Origin of the sequence: Bradyrhizobium sp. CCBAU 11357 (assembly GCF_028128865.1) — a bacterium.
GTDB lineage: Bacteria > Pseudomonadota > Alphaproteobacteria > Rhizobiales > Xanthobacteraceae > Bradyrhizobium.
The window spans coordinates 36,174-55,120 of sequence record NZ_LBJW01000017.1 but is presented as its reverse complement, the minus strand read 5'-3'; the positions used below and the strand labels follow the sequence as shown (position 1 = coordinate 55,120).

The window sequence follows — 18,947 nt, the reverse complement described above, 5'->3', positions numbered from 1 at the left end:
CAATGACGAGCGATATCGCAGCCATTCTTGCGATCGACGGCATCGCCACCGGCGCCATCTATGCGCTGGTGGCGATCGGCACCGTCCTCATATTCACGGTGACGCGGGTCGTGTTCATCCCCTTCGGCGACATTGCGGCCTTCACCGCGCTGACGCTCGCGGCCCTCGACGCGAAGCGCTTCCCCGGAACGGGCGCGCTGGTCGTGGTGCTGGCCTGCCTTGCGACCCTGATCGAGATCGCTTCGCTGGCGCGCTCGGGCGAACTCCGCCTCGTCCCGCGCGCGCTTCTCTTCTATCTGGTGCTCCCCCTTGCGGTGGTCGGTTGCGCCTGGCTGGCGACGCGCATGGACCCACCCCTCGCCGTCAGGCTCGTGCTCGCACTGATGCTGATCACGCCGATCTCTCCGCTTCTCGACCGCATCGTTTTCCGCCCGATCGCGGACGGCACGGTGCTGCTGCTGCTGACGGTGTCGGTGGCGCTGCATTTTGCGCTCGTCGGGCTGGGTCTGCTGTTCTTCGGTCCCGAAGGCGTCCGGACCGAGCCGCTGACCTCGCTCTCGATGGAATTCGCCGGCGTCCTGATCTCGGGCCAGACCATGCTGATCGTGATGGCGGCACTGGTCTTCAGCGGCCTGCTCTATCTCTTCTTCGACTTCACGCTGGTCGGCAAATCGCTTCGCGCCACCGCCGTGAACCGGACCGGCTCGCGGCTGATGGGAATCCGCCCGGCGCGCGCGGGCACGATCGCTTACCTGCTAGGCTCGCTGATGGCCGGCGTATCGGGCATCCTGATCGCTCCCGTCAACACGGTTTTCTACGATTCCGGCTTCCTGATCGGGCTCAAGGCATTCGTCGGTGCGATCGTCGGCGGCATGACCAGCTATCCGGGGGCTGCGATCGGCGCCGTCGGCGTCGGCATCCTGGAAAGCTTCGCATCGTTCGAGAGCAGCGCGCTGAAGGACGTCATCGTTTTCTCGCTGCTGATCCCGATCCTGATCTGGCGATCGCTCGCATCGCTGCATTCCGAGGAGGAGATCGAGGAATGACGCGCCTTCACGTTCGGATCGCCGCCATCGCGGCCGTGTTGGGTCTCGCTGCGGCTCCCTTCGTCCTCAGCCCGTTCAGCATCACCTTGATGAACTACATCGGCATCTATTCGCTGGTTGCCATCGGGCTCGCGCTGCTGACCGGGGTCGGCGGCATCGTCTCGTTCGGACAGGCGGCGTTCGTCGGCGTCGCGGCCTACGCGACCGCCTGGGTCTCCGCGTTGAACGGCCATTCGCCCTGGCTCGGCCTGCTGTTCGGCGTGGCGCTCACATGCGGCGTCGCAACCGTTCTCGGCCTCGTCACCCTCCGCCTGCAGGGGCACTTCCTCTCGCTCAGCACCGTCGCCTGGGGTCTGGCGATCGGCTTCCTGTTCGGCAATTTGGACGGGCTCGGCCGCTTCAACGGCATCTCGTCGATCCCGCCGATCAGCATCGGATCGCTCGCTTTGGTGTCCAGCGCGCAGATCTATTTCCTGATCTGGGGGATCGTCGCCGTCGTTCTCTTCCTCGGCTACAATCTGCTGGACTCCCGGCTTGGCCGCGCCATGCGCGCGTTGCGCGGCGGCAATACGCTGGTCGAAAGCCTCGGCATCAATGCCTTCCGCATCAAGCTTGTGACGTTCGTGACCGCGGCGTTCCTGGCCTCGCTCTCGGGATGGCTGTACGCCCATATGAGCCGGTTCATCAGCCCGGGACCATTCGATGCCGGCATGGGCATCGAATATCTGATGATGTCGATGGTCGGAGGTGCCGGCAGCCTTCTCGGCGGCGTCGTCGGCGCCGCCATCGTCACCCTGCTGAAGAACAGCGTGCAGGACTATCTGCCCTTGATCGCCAAGGGTGCGTCCGGGCAGCTCGAGATCGTCGCGTTCTCGGCGCTGTTCATTCTGTTCCTGCAATGGGCACGCCAAGGCATCGTGCCCTATCTTGCACGCTACCTGCCGAAATTGAAGCGCGAGCGGCCGGCGCCGGCACCGCCCCTGCCCCGCCGTCCCCAACCCAAGCCGGGCGAGCTTCTCCTGAAGGTCGCCGGAGCCGAGCGCCGTTTCGGAGGCCTCGTCGCCGTCAACAACGTCAGCTTCGAGGTCCGCGCGGGTGAGATCCTCGCCGTGATCGGCCCGAACGGTGCCGGCAAGAGCACGATGTTCAATTGCCTCACCGGTGCGCTCAGGGTCAACAAGGGCGAGATCGTCTTCGCCGGGCGCGCGATCACGCATGACGCTCAGTCCCGCATCGCCAAGGCCGGGATCGCGCGCACGTTCCAGCACGTCAAGCTGCGGCCGCGCATGAGCCTTCTGGAGAACGTGATGCTCGGCACCTATGGCCGCACCGCCGCCGGCTTGTTCGGCGGGGCCTTCCGCCTCAACCGGCGCGAGGAAGCGAGCGCCCGCCACGAGGCGCTGCTCCAGCTCGAACGCGTCGGTCTCGGCGACAAGCCGTTCGAGCTCGCCGGCAATCTGCCGCTCGGAAACCAACGCATCCTGGAGATCGCGCGGGCGCTCGCCGCGGATCCGACCCTGCTGGTGCTCGACGAGCCCGCCGCGGGCCTGCGTCGCCAGGAGAAGCTCAGGCTGGCCGAGCTGCTGCGCTCGCTGCGGGAGGACCACCTGACCATCCTGATCGTGGAGCACGACATGGAGTTCGTGATGTCGCTGGTCGATCGCATCGTCGTGCTGGATTTCGGCTCGAAGCTCTGCGAGGGCGCGCCGGCTGCGATCCGCAGCGATGCGCGGGTGCAGGAAGCCTATCTCGGAGGCGTCGCGTGAGCTCGATGTTTTCCTTGTCCGACGTCACGGTCTGCTACGACAATGTCGAAGCGGTCCGCAACGTCTCGCTGTCGGTCGAAGAGGGGCAGATCGTCACCGTGATCGGCCCGAACGGTGCAGGCAAGACCACGCTGCTGATGGCGGCAATCGGACTGCTGTCGTCGAAAGGCCGCATGGTCTTCCAGGGCAGCGAGATCGGGAAGCTCTCGGTCGAGGACCGTGTCGAGCGCAGATTGTGCCTCGTGCCGGAGAAGCGCGAGCTGTTCTCCGAGATGTCGGTGGCCGACAATCTTCTGCTCGGCTCCTACAGCCTGCGCGACCGTTCCGGCGTCGAGAAGACGCTCGACGAGGTCTATGACCGCTTCCCGCGGCTGAGGGAGCGGCAACGCCAGGCGGCCGGCACGCTGTCCGGCGGCGAACGCCAGATGCTCGCGCTCGGACGCGCGCTGATGGCACGGCCCAAGCTGCTCATGCTGGACGAGCCGAGTCTCGGTCTTGCGCCGCTGATCGTGCGCGAGATCTTCCGCACCATCGCCTCCTTGCGCGATCTCGGCGTTTCGATCCTGCTGGTCGAGCAGAATGCCCGCGCCGCGCTGGAGACGGCCGATTACGGCTACGTCCTGGAAACCGGAGAGATCGTGCAGTCCGGCCCAGCCAAGGATCTCATCCACGATCCCCGACTGATCACCGCCTATCTCGGCGGACATTAGCGCCCAGGACAAATAAATCGAAAAACAACCCCATGCACAGTAGCCGCCGACAGCAATATCAACGGCTTGGCGTCGGAGGTGCAATGTCTTCTGATTTTTCGAAAGTCGTTTGACCCGTCGGGCAAAACAATGGCATTATGCCACCCTCGCAGCGTCCGGCCGCTAAAGCGCGATGAGATCGTGCTTTAGGGTGCGTACTCATAAGATCTATCGCCAAGAGTAGGTGCGCCTGATGTCGGCTTGTCCGCCAACAGCGGGGCGAAAGCGGACGTCGTCGGACTTCCGAGAAGGGCACGAGCGGACGTTAGCAACCGCGGCTTTCCAACCCGCCTCCTTGCTTTTGGGCGAGTTGAGCGAGGCTTTTGGTCGCCTCACGTTCGAACGATTTAGCCATCTGTTGTTTCGCAACGATCAGTGACTTTTCAAAATGAACTCGCGCCTGTTCCCACCTGGGCGGTGCTGAGGCGAGCGCCACCTCTCCCGCGATGCGACAGGCTTCCGCCTCTTGCCAGCGTTCACCGCTCTCGCTGATTCTCAACAACGCCTCACCAGTAAAGCGCTGCGCATCCTCAAGCCCTCCGGTTCGGGCGTAGGTGGCTCCCAAAATGCTGAGATACCACGGTGCATAGGCGGTTGCGCCCGTGGATCGCATGTCCGAAATCCCGGCCTCGATCATCTCAGCGGCAGCGTGGTCCTGCCCCTCCAGGGCAAGCACCCGGCCGCGAAGCAGCCTCCCATAGGAATTCCAGAACCGCGATTCCTTCTGGTCCGCGAGATCCATGAGCTCGCAAGCGAGCTCGCCCGCGAAGTCGAGGCTGCCCATGTAGATCAGTGTGAGGGACACATGGGCAAGTGCATACATCAGCGTGGCAGCGTGACCAAGCTCGCGCGCCTCGCGGATCGCGCGCTCCACGTCAGCCGTGGCGGCATCGACGGACCCGAGCGCCCATCGTGAAAAGGCGCGCCACGCCAACGCCGAGACGAGAACATCATGGCCAAATCGCGTCGCGAGCGGGCGGTGCTCGGCGTGACGGTAGCTTGCCACCACTTGATCGAGCTCGGCTGAGCCGGCAGCCAGTTCTCCGGCGAGCACGCGAGAAATTCCCATCAGGAGGTGCCCGATCATCATCGGTGTACCTGCCCGACTTTGCTTGGCGAGAGACCGGAATTGGGCGGCCAGCTCCCGCGTCACATCGGCGTGGAACGACATTCGGCTTGCCACCCAGAACCCGTAGAGCACCGAAAACAGCACGAGGGGATCTTCCGTCGCATCCCCGAGCTTCTCCGCATGCTCGATCAAGGCGCGTGCGCGATCGAAGGCCGCTCTTGTCTCGGGGGCGGCATGGCCTTTTGTGTGGATCAAGGCGTTGGCAAGTTCAATCTGTAGCGCAATCCGCTCACGGCGCGACGACGCGGTCTCGGCCGATGCGGCAATCAGGTCGAGGGCGCGGGCGAGTTGCTCCGCCGCCTCGACCAGAGCCGATCGGGAAAGCGAGCGCCTTCCCGCCTTGCTCCACTGCTGTGCGGCCTTTTCGAGCAGGCCAGCTTCGGCACAATGTCGGGCCAGCACTTCCGGGTGACTCTCCGCAACGTCGGCGAAATCGATTTCTATGGTCTCGGCGAGTACAAGGTGGAGCGCGCGGCGCTTCTCGCGCAAGAGCGCGTCGTAAGCAGCCTCCTGCACCAGCGCGTGATTGAAGACATACTGCGAATCGTGTGGCTCGCCCTGGCGAAACAGCAAGCCCGCATCGACCAGCCGGTCGAGTGCGCGGCTCAGATCGGAGTCCGTCAGCGGCACGATCGCGGCCAGTAGCCCACGGCTGAACTCCCGACCGATCGCGGCTGCCATCTGGGCAACCTCCTTGGCGTCACCGAGCCGGTCCAGCCGGGCCATCAGCGATGCCTGAAGAGTGGCCGGCACGCGGCTTGTAGCCGCAGGAATTGCCCCGACGAGATCGGTTCCGGAGCCTGCCTCGAGCACGGCCTTGGTCATCTCCTGCACAAACAGGGGAATTCCGTCGGCGCGATCGATGATCTCCTTGCGAATGTGTGCCGGGAGGGGGCGCTCGCCGATGACCTCATCAAGGAGAGCTTCCGTGTTGCGCGCATCCAACCGGTTGATAGTCATCGCCGCGATATGAGGCCGAACGGCCCAGGGTGGCGGAAATTCAGGCCGGAACGTCGCGACCAGCAATACCGGACGGGCAACAATCGCGTCGACGAGCTGGCCCAGCAGTTCGAGGCTGGACGGATCGATCCAGTGCAAATCCTCGAAAATCATGAGAACCGGGTTGGACCGGGCCTGGCTCCCAATATCCAGCACGATCGCTTCGAGTATTCGTTGGCGGCGCTGCGCTGGCGTCATGTCGTTGATCGGATACCGGCCGTCATTGCCGAGCTGGAGCAGGTCGGCAAGCGCCGCCCTGTGTGCGACAGACGGCAATGTATGACCGAGCGTTGCGTCAAGCTTGTCAAGCCGCGCTTTCCGATCATCGTCTCGCGTGAAATCCGCGCGCCGCTCCATCTGCTTGAGAATGGGGTAAAGCGCCGAATTGGTATGCTGCGGAGAGCAGTAGTAGCGCAGCTCCGTCGGCGCATCCGCGGCGACCTGCTCCAGAATGGCTGCCACTAGGCGCGATTTCCCGATGCCGGCCTCGCCGGCGATAAGGACGACCTGCCCCTCGCTAGCTCGAGCTCTGGACCAGCTCTGCTCCAGAACCGCACATTCGCGCTCGCGCCCGACGAGGGCTCCCAATCCGCGGCGATAGAGGGCTTCAAAACGGCCATGGATGGCATTGGTGTCTTCGACGGCCCAGGTCTGAACCGGTCCAGCGAGCCCCTTGAGCTGTTGCGGCCCAAGACCCCTCAGTACGAACAAATCGCCGACCAGCCGTCGCGTTGCATCCGCGATTACGACCATGCCGGGCTCTGCGATTGCCTGCAGACGGGCCGCGAGGTTCGGCGTCTCGCCCACAACGCCCCGCTCCTGCGCCTCTCCAGAGCCGACAATGTCTCCGACAACGACCAGCCCCGTTGCGATCCCGACCCGCACCTGCAGTCGACCGGGGGCTGCCGTTTCGAGCTTTCCCACCGCAGCAACGACTCCAAGTGCTGCCTGCACCGCGTGCTCCGCATCATGCTCGTGGGCCTGCGGATAACCGAAATAAACCAGTACGCCGTCGCCCATGTATTTTGCAACGAACCCGCCGTTCTGTTCGACGACTGCGGCGCAGGTCCGGTGATATGCACCGATGATCTTCCGCAAGTCCTCCGGATCGAGCTGCGTCGACAGTGCGGTCGAGCCGACGAGGTCGCAGAACATGACGGTCAGCTGACGCCGTTCGGCCTCCTCAGCCGCCCATTGCGCCGACGTGGTGGTGCTGGCGACTTTCTCGGACGCGTGCAGCTCACGGATGGCACGCAGGATCTTCTTGCGATCGCCAAGGACGATGCCCAGTTCCCGAAGGTCGTGGTCGTCAAGATCACCCAAGACCGAGATATCGATCCTGTTTTCAAGAAACAGCTGGGCGTAAGCGGACATGCCCAGCGTTTCCAGCCACTCTGTGATCTGCTGCATTCGCTCCTCGACCGATCGCAATCTGGCGTGGGGGTGTTGCTGGATCAAGCAGGAAATTTCCGCAAGTAGGGCCGACCGGCTAGGCCTGCGTAGGCCGATGACGTTGCTACTGCCTCCACGAGCAGTCGGCCGGGCAACTTTCTCCCATGGGTCACGAACGTCAAAGCTCAAGGTGAGCATAATAGGTCTGCTTCCTGGTGCATAGCGACCTGTTGAGCCTGGCAGCCGAGCCATGATTCAAGCCCGCCAACGGAAGGGGCCGAACCGTACGCTACGAACTCACGGACTACGAGCGGTTTGCCATTAAGCCGATGCTGCTGAAATAAGCCGGGCGGCGTGCAACGTGTGAATGACCGGCGTGTCCTCAATGGCATCGTCCGGGTCTTGTGATCCGGGCCGCCGTGGCGCGACGTGCCAGAGAACTTCGGTCCGTACCCGACCTGCTACAATCGGTTCATTCGCTGGCGACTGCCACTTCCAGACCTCGCCGATGGGTATAGGATCAGCGTCCACCCGGAGAACGGCAAGTGGCCCGAATAACAACCTTGGTATGGATCCTAACGACTTTCATCATCATTGTGGTCGCCACTCCAGGACGGGCTCTGGCAACACCAGAAGCGTCTGCATGCGGGTACCTCGCTGGCCTGATCGACAAGGCACCGCCAGGGCCGTTATTCTTGCCCAGCTATCCGACTGTGAACTCGGGGCCTCTCCATGGCGCCGCATACCTTTATGACAATGCGGTGGCCGCCATCGCATTGGTCGGTTGCGGTGAGCAAGACAAAGCACGTCGCATCGGCGCGGCGATTCTCTGGGCCATCGACAATGACCGGACCTGGCATGATGGACGGCTCCGGAACGCTTACGCCGGGGGTGTGGTGGCGAATGGCCCTGTCAAACTTCCGGGGTGGTGGGACAACACGCAGAACAAGTGGTTGGAGGATCGATATCAGGTCGGCAGCGATAACGGTAACATCGCGTGGGCCATGTTGGCGTTGCTGTCGATTGACGATGTGAACACCGGGTCTCGATTCCGCGACGGTGCAGCACGGCTTGGCAGCTGGGTCGCGCAATGGGCCGACCGGCGCGGGACTGGCGGTTTCACGGGCGGTACGTTTGGGCACGAACCGACGCCCGAGTTGCGGACATGGAAATCGACTGAACACAATACTGATCTCGCCGCCGCGTTTGGCCTTCTTGCAACCCGCACAGGCGAATCGCGCTGGCGAGACATGGCAACAGCTGCCGAGCGCTTCGTGGATACGATGTGGGATCCGGCATGCGGCTGTTTCGCCGCAGGCACCGCCGAAGACGGTGTCACGCGCAATCCGATGTTGGCCCTTGATGCTCAAGTCTGGCCGTTAACGGCGCTCCCCGGAGCGGCCAGGAAATTTGCATCGGCCATTTCGACCGCCGAACAGCGAATGAGTGTCGACGGGGGCTATTCATACGGTGAAGACCGAGATGGTGTGTGGACCGAAGGGACAAGCCAAATGGCGCTCTTGCTGAAATTGCTCGGCAGGACTGCGGAGGCAAAATCGCTGATCGTTGTCATCGAATCCCAGAGGTCGCCGGATGGCGGGTTCTATGCCACGAGTGTCCGAGCGCTCCCGACCGGGTTTATGCTGGATACCGATCCGGCCAAGCCACGACTCTATTTCCGCTTGCCACATCTTGGCGCTGCTTCGTGGGCTGCTCTTGCAGAACGGGGGTTCAATCCGTTTACGGCGACACAAGGACTTCCGTAGTTGAACCGCGGTGGCGCCCAATCGGAGCGAAACCGATCTTCCAGGTTCGCCCCGGCTGCGCCCATCAGCTTTCGCGCTTCCTTACGCAGAGCAGATTAATTCCAGACCAGCTTCGAACCTAATGCTGCGCTTGCCCGCAAGCGCCGTGCCCTCAAGGATACCGCCCTTCGCATCGCACGTCCCCGAAAAACCAATTCCAATCTCGTGTCCGCCAAATACCGGGTCTTCCCCTCGCGCTGGCGTATGCTCTTGATTGACCATCTGTCCTCTCCATCGACCGTTGGAGGAGGAATATGACCCCAGATAGTAGAAGAAAGCATCGCCACCCAAGATACGGCCGTTGTTTAACAGCATGACCCCAGTGAGGCCGCCGGCGACGCCGTCCAAGATTTTTAGATGGATCGAGTACAATCCGTTGGAAATGCCACCTTCACCAATCATCCCAGGCGGCGGAAGGTCGGTTTCATCCAGCGGGGTCATGATGGATCGAAAAACGGCACCCGGCACCTGTGGGGAACTGCCCTCGAAGTGAAACGCCTTACCAACCGCCCTTCCAACGACAGAAATTGACGAGACGTCGGAACCAAGCAAAGACTGATGATCGGCGCCAAAATTGTGTCGTCGGCTGGTCACATCGACACGGATTGAGTCCCCGTCGACATGGTAATTCCCAATATGAGCAAACCCTGAATTGCCGCCCAGCAGCTTGCCCTGGCGCACGTACGTGACGCTCCGTCCAACCGCTTGGTTGATCGAAAATTCGCTTTTGAAGAGGCCGTCGAAAGCGCTTGATAACTCGTTCATCCGGCACCAACGATTGACTCGGACTCGTCTTCTGCTCAGCGGCTAGACTCGGAACCATCGTAGGGGAGTATACGCGTGTTTATACAGGTGGTGCCAGGCAAAGCAATTTCTCGGTTCGAGATTGCAATTTGGTGCTACGAGCCCGGAGGGCCAAGCTGGCCCTAAGCTGTCACGCTACGGTCGTATTCTGGCATTTGGGCATTCGCCCAGCTCTCCGCGGCTCGCTACTAGGCGCGCTTGCGCTACCACCGCTAAACACCACCAAATCAATTCAATCAGAACCGATAGTTGATGCCGCCCTTGGCTGTATGAAGCTGAACCTCGGTGTCCGAGAAGGACGCTCCGGGGAACGCAAGAGCATTGCCGTTCGACTTTCCGAGATTGATGTAGATGTACTCGGCCTTGAGCGTCCAGCGCGGGTCGAAAGCCCATTCAAGGCCGCCACCCGCGGAGAAACCCACCTGGACCTCCGACGAGGACGCGCTTCGCGTCAGGGCCGGGAAGAAGCCGTTGAAATTGGCAATATTCGGCGTGGCGAGATTGGAGGTGAAGATGCTGTTCTTGACGTGGCCCCAGGCGAAGCCACCGGTACCGTAGATCAAGAGATTGTTCGCCGCGTATCCGAGACGTCCGCGGACCGTGCCGAAGACATCGATTTCCTGCCTGAGATTGAATACGCCGGTGAAGGCGCCATTGTCGCCGCCGATCGTTCCAGTGACGCTGAAGGGGCGGCTCGCCGTCTCCCTGATGGCTGCGCCGCTGACGTCCGCTTCCAGACCGTACACAAACGTGCCGGACTGCCAGTTGTAGCCGATTTGGCCGCCGCCGAATCCACCCTTGGGACTCACATCCAGGGAGAACGGCCCAGTGCCACCCGTGACGACATAGCCGGGGACCGTCCCGGTTGCGAGCGCGCCCGGATCGAACGTCGCGGTCGGATCGCTCCAGCCATAACCGCCATGCACGCCGACATAAAAACCGGTCCAGCTGAATGCGACCGGCGCGGGCGGCGCCTTGGTGTAAGCCCTGCCGAGATCGGCCGCGACGGCGCCCTGGGACAGACAGAGAGCCGAGACCAGGAGAGTACCGGAGACGATGGATTTCATGACTTCCCTCAATTGCGCCGAGAGGCGGCGCTCCCATGGAACGATCGACTAGCGGCTTTTCGCCGACCTAATTCATAGAGGTGATCGCAACCACCATCTGCATGCGCGTTTGCCGCCGCGCTTCTAGTCGCAATAGCAGAAGCCATAGACGGCGCCGATCTTCGCAATGTGGAGGTCTGCCCCGGTCTTTCGCGACGTGCTGTCCGCATTGGACCTCAGAATCGTCGTAGCGCCCAAGACCTGCGTGCTCGAGCTGGTCCGTGTCTCGTTGCGGTCGATGTCGAAATGCATGTAGCGATATTCGCCGCGCAGTGACCATCGCTGCGTCAGCTTGAACTCGCCGCCCGCGCCGGCCGTATAGCCCGCCACCCACTTGCCGTTGGGCCCGTCGGCATTGCCGGGATCGGGAAAGGTGAAATGGCCCAGCGCCAGGCCGCCGAGGCCGTAAAGCATCAACTTCGGGGTCACGAGATAGCCGGCCCGGCCGATCACGCCGACGTTCGAGCGCAGTTGCTCGCTGGCCTGTATCGTTGCCTGATTGACACTTGCAGTCACGACGCCGTTGAGAACCTGTCGGGTATTGCTGGTTCGCTCGCCGACCGTCTTGAACGCAACGTTGGAGAACAGAGTGCCTTCGATCTGACCGCCGGCCACGATATTGCCGGCGCGCCAATTGTAGCCTGCGAACAGATCGACCATCGAGCCCGTCGTGTCGCCCACGGCATTGCCGCGGGTGGTCGTGCTGCCGACGAAATTCGTCGTCAGCACGGCGCCGTTGAAATTCTGCTGGGCAGAGTCGGCCGTCGACGCGAGGTTTTGTCGGGCGCGGCCCGCGCCGGCAGCGAAATAGGCGCCGAGATAGGGGCCGGCCCAGTGGTCGCTGGGAGCGCCAGGCAGTGCCGCCATGGCCGAGCGCGGTCCGCCTTCACCGAACCGGTAGACCATGCCGATCTTCCCGGTGTGGAAGTCGGCATTGATCTGACGATTGGTGCTGTCGGTGGACACAGAGGTGCTGGAGGATCCGGTCGATTGCGAGCTCGATCCGAAGTTGCTGGATTCGTTGCGGCCGAAGCCGTAATGCGCATAGCGATACTCGCCGCGTAGCGACCAATTGCCTGTCAGCTTCACTTCGCCGCCGGCGCCCAACGTGTAGCCGGCCACCCACTTGCCATTGGACTCGCCGCGGCTGAGGTCCCCGTCAGCGTAAGTGAAATGCCCCAGCGCCAGACCACCGAGGCCGTAGAGCAGCACGTTCGGCGTCACCAGATAACCGGCCCGGCCGATCACGCCGACGTTCGAACGCAGCTGCTGCTGGACCTGGTTCGCGGCGGTTTGCGAGCCCGAGAACGTCGAGGTGACAACTCCGTTCGAGGTGTCGACTGAAGTGAATGTCTGAGGACCGATGGTCTTGAACGTAACGTCGGAGAACACCGAGCCTTCGATCTGCCCGCCGGCCACGACATTGCCGGCGCGCCAGTTGTAGCCCGCGAAAAGGTCAACCATCGAGCCCGTCACGTCGCCGACGGGACGGCCGCTCGCCGATTGAGCGCTGGTGGAGGTCGTGGTCCCGACGATGGTGGTCGTGCTGGTCCTGCTGTTGTTCGTTGCGATGGTTTCCGCGGCACGTCCGGCACCGGCACCGAAATAGGCACCGATATAGGGTCCGGCCCAGCCGTCGCTCCAGGCCGGGTCCGGCAGTGCCGCCATCGCCGACCGCGAGCCTGACGCGCCGAATTGGTAAACCAGTCCAACCTTGCCGACGTGGAAATCGGCGTCGATATGCCGCCGGTTGACGGTGCTGTTGGTGGACGTGGTGGTGCCGCCACCCGATACGGACGTCTGCGAGTTGCCTGACGGCTCGTTGCGGTCATATCCGAAATGCATGTAGCGGTATTCGCCGCGCAGCGACCAGCTGTCCGTCAACTTGACCTCGCCGCCCGCGCCCGCGACATAACCGGCCACCCATTTGCCGTTCTTGCCGCCGACCTGCACTTCCGAATCGGGATAACCGTCGGGATAGGTCAGGTGCCCCAGCGCCAGGCCGCCGAGGCCATACAGCAGCACATTCGGTGTCACCAGATAACCGGCCCGGCCGATCACGCCGACGTTCGAGCGCAATTGCTGCCGGTCCTCGATGCTGTTCGTCCCCGACCTTGTCGAGGTGACGACGCCGTTGTCGCTCGAAACCGAGCTGTATGCCTCGTTACCGACCGTCTTCGTGGTGACGTCGCTGAACAAGGTGCCTTCGATCTGCCCGCCGACCACGACATTGCCGGTTCGCCAATTGTAGCCCGCGAACAGATCGACCATCGAACCGGTCATGTCGCCGGCGAGATTGCCGAATCCCGATTGCGTGAACGCCGACGACCCGCCGGGGACGCTGACACTGCCTTCGTCGTCGATTCTCGTGGAGGTCTGCCTTGCCCGCCCGGCGCCGGCGCCGAAGTAAGCACCGATATAGGGGCCGGCCCAGCTGTCACCCCAGCCGCTTGCGAATGAAGCCCCGCGCGTTGCCGGAGGTATCGCCGCCATTGCGGACAGCGGCCCGGAATCACCGAATTGGTAGACCAGACCGATCTTGGCAAGGTGGAAATCGGCGCTTGTACGTGAGGAGGAGGATTCACTGTTGGTCGAGACAAACGTGGTTGCGCCCGTCGCCGAGCTGGCCGTTGCGCTGGCGGCCGCGCTCCGGTGGAAGCCGAAATTGAGGTACCGGTATTCGCCGCGCAGCGACCAATTACCGGTCAGCTTCAACTCGCCGCCGGCGCCGACCGTGTAGCCGGCCACCCATTTGTTGTTGTCGCCGCCAAAAGGATCAGCGCTGTCGGCAAAGGTAAAGTGACCGAGCTCGAGGCCGCCGAGGCCATATAGCAGCAGATCCGGACGCGCGAGAAAACCGATCCGACCGATCAGCCCGACTCGCGAGCGCAGCTGCTGGTTGCTCTGCACGATCGCCGAGCCGGCAGTCGTTGAGGTCACCGCACCAAGCAGCACGTTGGTGCTGACGCTGTTGAACGTCTGGTTGCCGAACGGCTTCAACGCGACATCGGAAAAGACGGTGCCTTCGACCTGCCCGCCCGCCACGATATTCCCGGCCTGCCAATTATACCCCGCGAACAGGTCGACCATCGAACCGGTCACGTCGCCCGAAAGATTGCTCGCAGTCGTCCCGACCAAGGTCGAGCTCGACGTCACCACGCCGGCGTTTGTCGAGACCGAACTGCTACCGAAACTGCCCGTCGAGGATTCCGTCACACTTCCGGCGCCCGCGCCGAAATAAGCGCCGATATAAGGCCCGGCCCAGCTATCGACCCAAGCCGGTCGGGGCGGCGCCTTCACAGTGAGGTCGGCGGCCAGCGCTCCTGCAGAAACCATGATCGAGGCACCTGCCAATGAGGCGCCCGTCAGTGATGTCAGCTTTTTCACTCCAACCCCCAATTCCAATTCCAATTCCAAAGCAGCTGCTCCAAAACCACAGGAACCGCGCCCGTCACCAGGCGTAGCGCATCACGCCCTTGCCGCCTTCGTTTGATGGCCAAGTTACTGACACGTCAAGGCCATCGGCTTCTTGTCCTGGCCTGCACCCGAGTTGGACGATTCCGCATCGTCTGCCCTTTTCGGACGCCATGTTGCTCGGTGGATACATTTACGGGTTCGCTGCGTCACGAAGTTTGCCAGCGGCGCGCCCGACTTGGACTCGTGCGACATTCAATCAATTCCGGCAGAGCGTGCGGCGCTTTACCGCATTGGTAGCGCTTGCGCCGCGATCAACTCTGCGGCGGTATCGCGTTACATCCACAGCTTTGCCGTGCAATGATGTCCAAGGTCGTATTCGCTTCGGATCAGCTTCCCGCTCAGCTTGACGCAGGTGCGCGCCAGCGGCTGTGGCTCGACCTGTTCACCGATCATTTGTGCGCGGCAGACATTTCGTTCTTTCCCGAGGCGCCGTTTTACTCGCGGTCCGAATTTCTGAAACTCGGCGATATCGCGGTCACCCAGCTTGAGGCTAATATTCAGACGGCAGTGCGTACCCAGCGTCACGTCGAAGCCGATACCCGCGGCGACTACATCATCGGCACCACGTTCAACGGTGTGAGTACGCTGATCAGGCAGGAAGGCCGCGAAGCCATTCGCGGCGCGGGGGAGGCGATGCTCTATACCAACGCCGCGCCGATCGCGTCGCAACTTGACGGGCCGATCGCCTTTCGCGGCATCACGGTGCCGCGCGCGCTGCTGGCCGAGCGGCTGCCGAATTTCGAGGACCTTGCCTTGACGCCGTTGGCTGGATCGCCGGCCTTGCGTCACCTGGAGCGCTATCTCGCCATCGTCATCGACTCCGACATCGATGCCGACCCTCAGCTGAGGGATAATATCGGCACGCATCTCATCGATCTGGTCGCGCTGGCCCTCGGCGCCCGCGGCGATTCAGCCGAACTCGCGACGCGCCGCGGCTTGCGTGCCGCGCGGCTGCAGGACGTGATCGCGAATATCAGGGCGCGTTTCGCTGATGCGTCGTTTTCGCCAAACGAACTTGCGCGCAAATTAGGGCTTTCGCCGCGTTACGTTCAGGAACTGCTACACGAGACCGGATCGAGCTTTACTGAGCGTGTCACCGAGCTGCGGCTGCAGAAGGCACGAAAGATGCTGCTCGACACGCGCTACAACCGATCGAAGATCAGCGATATCGCCTATGCCTGCGGATTCAACGAGGTGTCCTACTTCAACCGCTGTTTCCGCCGCCGCTTCGGAGCTTCGCCGAGGCATTATCGCCGCGATGTCGGCGAGCCGATGTGATCGGACGCGCAGTCCGACGATCCGCTGGCTCGCGTCCACCGCGACCATGAGCCACTTTTGTACCAGCACACCGATGGGTAGGTCGCGCGGCGCGTCCAACTCGCATCTATCCACCTATGGCTGGCCGCGCGTCATGAGTCCGCCCCCCTACGGCCGCACCGTCCGCGTCAGCATCGGAAAATGCTTGTTGCCGCCTGCAAATGGCGGGAACTGGACGAAGTCGGCGCGCATGCGCGCGATGACGTCGGAGCTCAGGGCGCGTGCGAGCGCGGCCGGGCTGTCGAACACCAGCTTGTTGCGCTGCATGTGCTCCACCCGCCGCGACGGCAACCGGTCGACCCAATCGATCCGCGTATAGATCTCGATCTGGCGGACATCCGGGAAGGTCCGCATGATTGCCGGGTGATGCTCGAGATAGTGCAAATGCCAGGCGTTCATGTCTTCGGCAGGCCCGGGATAGTGAACGAGATAGCTGCACGGAATGCCGGCGCCTTCCGGATGCGCGGCGACGTCGACGGGAAAGGCGCGCGTGAGCATCACCTGGTGCGTGACCTCCAGTCCGGTGAGGCTCGGCAATCCGTCGCCCGCCACGAGGCTGGCGAGGTTGCCGCCGCCGTTCATCGCCGCCTCGCATGCGAACAGATCGTCAAACCGCAGCTGAAGCGCAAGCGCCGGACCAGCGCCGTCGGCCTTGTAGGGATGATCGACCGACTGCTCCAGCGGCGTGAACAGCAAGGCCTCGGTCAGCGCCGGGACCGACCCCGCCAATTCGGCTGCGACGGCGATTTCTTCCGGATGGAGCCGCCGGTCGCCGGCCGGATCGGAGAATGCCACGAACAGCGAAATCATGACGGTACCGCCTGCGGTTTCTCGCCCGCGTGAAGATGTCTCTCGAGCGCGCCGCGAATATCATCGGGCCAGGGGACAGCATGGTGGTTCACCAGCGAGGTCGCAGCAAGAATCTGGCGGGCGCGCCAGCGCGTGCCGTCCGCGCCGGAGACCACGTGCGCCAAGTGAAGCGAGGCCCGCCCGACCTTGCCGATGCGCAGCTTGAAGGTCAGGAGATCGCCGAACATCGACGGCCGGGAAAAATCGCAGTCCAGATGCACCGTCGGTGTGCCGATCTTCCGGCTTCCGATCAATCCGGGCCAGGGAAATCCGATGTCGCACCAGAAATCCTCGACCACCCCGTTCAACATGTTCAGGTAGGAGGGAAAGTAAGCGATTCCGGAGGGGTCGCAGTCTGCAAACCGCAGCTTGCGCTCGAAGCAGAACTCACTCATCAGATCGCAACGACCGGATGCCGGATGACACCGACGCCGTCGACCCCGGCTTCCACCACGTCGCCCGGCCACAGCCATTCCTGCGGGCTCATGCCCGCGCCGACGCCTTCGGGCGTGCCGGTCGCGATGATGTCGCCGGGCTCCAGCGTCATGCCCGACGAAATGTCCGAGATCAAAACCGGGATGTCGAAGATCATGTATTTGGTGTTGGAATCCTGCTTCACGACCCCGTTTTTCGTCAGCCACAACCGCAGATCATGCGGATCGGGAATCTCGTCCGCAGTCACGATGCAGGGGCCGAACGGGGCATAGGTGTCCATGCCTTTGGAGAAGATCCACTGACCGGCCCGGCGGTTGTCGCGCGCGGAGATGTCGATCATCACCGAATAGCCGAACACGTGGTCCATTGCCCTCTCGGCGGTGATCCGCGTCGCGGTCTTGCCGATGATGACGGCAAGCTCGACCTCCCAGTCGAGCTGCTGCGTCATCTTCGCATTGTGCTGGATCGCCGCGCCCGGGCCGATCACGGAGGTCGGCGGCTTGGAGAAGACGACCGGCTGCTTCGGCAAATCCTTGTCGGTATCCAGGCTCTTGGCGGATTCGGCGACATGGGCGCGATAGTTCAGCCCGATGCCGAAGATGTTCTTGCGCGGCCGCGGGATCGGGGCCTGCAGCTTCACGTCTTCGAGAGGAACCGCGGCGCCGGCCGGCAGGCGTCCATTGGCGCTTTCCAGGCCACTCTTAAGCGCCGGCAGCAATGTCGCGTTGTTATCGATGAAGGAGATCATGTCGTTCGGCCACGCCAGGCCGAACGATGCGCCGAGGCGCTCGACATCGACGACCAATCCGTTGACGAGAACGCCAAGACGGGCGCCGGCGGCGCCGAGAGCATAGGTTACGAGACGCATGGAAGCTTGATCCGTCTGTTGAAATCCCGGGCGAATGAGGGCGTGGTCAGGCGGCCACCGGCTGATGGCCCGCATTGTCGCCATAGGCCTCCTCGCGATAGAGACCGAGCCCTTCGATGACCGGCAGGTCGTTGAAGCAGAACAGGCAGGCGTCCTCGCTCTTCGAGGCATTGCCATGTTCGTGCCAGGCCCAGGACGGAACGCAGAAGATATCGCGCTCCCGCCATTCGAAGCGTTTGCCGCCGATGACGGAATAGCCCTGCCCCTTCGCGACCTGGTAGATGAAGCTTCCGGTATGCCGATGCGATTTCGTGCTCTCGCCCGGCCGCAGCAACTGCATGCTGGCGCCGATCGTCTGCATCACGTGGCCACCGGTGACCGGATTGACGTAGTTCATGAGAATGCCGTCGTAAGGCGATCCGTCGGTTGCCGCGGCATATTTGTTGAGGGCATCGTAGGTCGGCTCCCACTCATATTTGAACATCGGCGAATAGCCCTTCGACCAGGGCGCGTTCACCGGGCGAAGGCCCGGATTGCCCCAGGTCCTGGCCATGTCGTCGACCGGATAGCCGGATTCCTCCTGCTGGACCTTCGGATGCACCACGAAGAAATTGGCCTCGAGCGCGTTGACGAGGGGAATGTCGAGCCCGTCCTGCCAGATGCACACCGAGCCGCCGGCGTCGACGCCGTGCTCATGCCAGGTGCCGTTCGGCGTGAGCACGAAGTCGCGGGCCCCCAGGGTCATCTTGTGACCGTCGACGATGGTGTAGGCTCCCGAACCTTCCATGATGAAGCGCAGCGCCGAGGCCGAGTGCGCATGCGCGGTGGCGACCTCGCCGGGATGCATGACCTGCAGGCCCGAGTAGAGCCAGCCGACGGCAGCCGACACCTCGCGACGACCGGGATTGTTGAGATAGATGACGCGGCGACCGGCCTTCTCCGGCGACACCAGCTCGACCGACCGCAGCACATGCTCGCGCAGATCCTCGTAGCGCCAGAGCACGGGAACGGACGCCGATTGCGGCTGCCACGGCTCGATCTTGTTGGCGACGGTCCATAAAGCGCCAGCTTCGTGTTTCTCGAGGTCCTTGTAATAGGCCTTCAGCTCCGGAGTGTCCTCGACGTTGGCGCGGCCGATCACGTTCTCCCGCATCTCATCCTCCAAGTCGTTTGTCGTGGTATCGTGCGATCGAAGCGGCCGCCCG

Annotated in this window: 13 protein-coding genes and 1 pseudogene; 6 read left to right on the top strand and 8 right to left on the bottom strand. The window is 62.9% G+C overall.

Translation table 11 applies throughout. From position 1 onward, the window contains the following. Positions 1 to 2 precede the first annotated feature (2 nt). From XI05_RS05250 to XI05_RS05240, 3 genes are read left to right on the top strand one after another with little or no spacing between them, the layout of a single operon-like run. Complete coding sequence (locus tag XI05_RS05250) at positions 3 to 1,046, top strand: branched-chain amino acid ABC transporter permease (protein WP_271499390.1); 1,044 nt, start codon at positions 3 to 5, stop codon at positions 1,044 to 1,046. Then, positions 1,043 to 2,812, top strand: a complete 1,770-nt coding sequence (locus tag XI05_RS05245; RefSeq protein ID WP_271499387.1) for a branched-chain amino acid ABC transporter ATP-binding protein/permease — start codon at positions 1,043 to 1,045, stop codon at positions 2,810 to 2,812. The genes XI05_RS05250 and XI05_RS05245 overlap by 4 nt, the downstream gene beginning before the upstream one ends. Then, positions 2,809 to 3,522, top strand: a complete 714-nt coding sequence (locus tag XI05_RS05240) for an ABC transporter ATP-binding protein (protein WP_271499384.1) — start codon at positions 2,809 to 2,811, stop codon at positions 3,520 to 3,522. The genes XI05_RS05245 and XI05_RS05240 overlap by 4 nt, the downstream gene beginning before the upstream one ends. 304 nt (positions 3,523 to 3,826) lie before the next feature. Here XI05_RS05240 and XI05_RS05235 read toward each other — a convergent pair whose 3' ends face one another. Further along, positions 3,827 to 7,099: an adenylate/guanylate cyclase domain-containing protein gene (locus tag XI05_RS05235; RefSeq protein ID WP_271499381.1), complete on the bottom strand. Its 3,273-nt coding sequence runs from the start codon at positions 7,097 to 7,099 to the stop codon at positions 3,827 to 3,829. Between the two features lie 311 nt (positions 7,100 to 7,410). On the opposite strand from XI05_RS05235, the pseudogene XI05_RS05230 reads away from it, so the two are divergent. Next, positions 7,411 to 7,567, top strand: a pseudogene (locus XI05_RS05230) (transposase); the annotation flags it as partial. A gap of 275 nt (positions 7,568 to 7,842) precedes the next feature. Next, entirely contained in the window at positions 7,843 to 8,847 is a 1,005-nt protein-coding gene (locus XI05_RS05225; RefSeq protein ID WP_271499378.1) for a hypothetical protein, read from the top strand. An 81-nt stretch (positions 8,848 to 8,928) separates the two neighbouring features. Here XI05_RS05225 and XI05_RS05220 read toward each other — a convergent pair whose 3' ends face one another. The 3 genes from XI05_RS05220 to XI05_RS05210 all read right to left on the bottom strand — a co-directional run bounded on the left by XI05_RS05220 (position 8,929) and on the right by XI05_RS05210 (position 14,132). Continuing rightward, entirely contained in the window at positions 8,929 to 9,651 is a 723-nt protein-coding gene (locus tag XI05_RS05220; RefSeq protein ID WP_271499376.1) for a GrlR family regulatory protein, read from the bottom strand. Between the two features lie 275 nt (positions 9,652 to 9,926). Then, on the bottom strand, positions 9,927 to 10,757 hold the full coding sequence (locus tag XI05_RS05215; RefSeq protein ID WP_271499374.1) for an outer membrane protein: 831 nt from the start codon (positions 10,755 to 10,757) through the stop codon (positions 9,927 to 9,929). A gap of 123 nt (positions 10,758 to 10,880) precedes the next feature. Then, complete coding sequence (locus XI05_RS05210) at positions 10,881 to 14,132, bottom strand: outer membrane protein (RefSeq protein ID WP_271499371.1); 3,252 nt, start codon at positions 14,130 to 14,132, stop codon at positions 10,881 to 10,883. 438 nt (positions 14,133 to 14,570) lie between these two features. On the opposite strand from XI05_RS05210, the gene XI05_RS05205 reads away from it, so the two are divergent. Next, positions 14,571 to 15,551 carry an AraC family transcriptional regulator gene (locus XI05_RS05205; protein ID WP_271499368.1) on the top strand — a complete coding sequence of 327 codons (981 nt, stop codon included), beginning with the start codon at positions 14,571 to 14,573 and terminating at the stop codon, positions 15,549 to 15,551. 147 nt (positions 15,552 to 15,698) lie between these two features. On the opposite strand, the gene XI05_RS05200 is transcribed toward XI05_RS05205, so the two are convergent. Genes XI05_RS05200 through XI05_RS05185 form a run of 4 tightly spaced genes read right to left on the bottom strand, consistent with a single transcriptional unit; the run spans position 15,699 to position 18,895 of the window. Continuing rightward, positions 15,699 to 16,400 carry a hypothetical protein gene (locus XI05_RS05200; protein WP_271499365.1) on the bottom strand — a complete coding sequence of 234 codons (702 nt, stop codon included), beginning with the start codon at positions 16,398 to 16,400 and terminating at the stop codon, positions 15,699 to 15,701. After that, positions 16,397 to 16,834 carry an acyl-CoA thioesterase gene (locus XI05_RS05195; protein WP_271499362.1) on the bottom strand — a complete coding sequence of 146 codons (438 nt, stop codon included), beginning with the start codon at positions 16,832 to 16,834 and terminating at the stop codon, positions 16,397 to 16,399. The genes XI05_RS05200 and XI05_RS05195 overlap by 4 nt, the downstream gene beginning before the upstream one ends. Then, the gene (locus XI05_RS05190; protein ID WP_271499359.1) at positions 16,834 to 17,742 is read right to left on the bottom strand and encodes a fumarylacetoacetate hydrolase family protein; all 909 of its coding nucleotides are present in this window, start codon (positions 17,740 to 17,742) and stop codon (positions 16,834 to 16,836) included. The genes XI05_RS05195 and XI05_RS05190 overlap by 1 nt, the downstream gene beginning before the upstream one ends. Before the next feature lie 46 nt (positions 17,743 to 17,788). Beyond that, positions 17,789 to 18,895: a cupin domain-containing protein gene (locus XI05_RS05185; protein WP_271499357.1), complete on the bottom strand. Its 1,107-nt coding sequence runs from the start codon at positions 18,893 to 18,895 to the stop codon at positions 17,789 to 17,791. Positions 18,896 to 18,947: the final 52 nt, after the last annotated feature.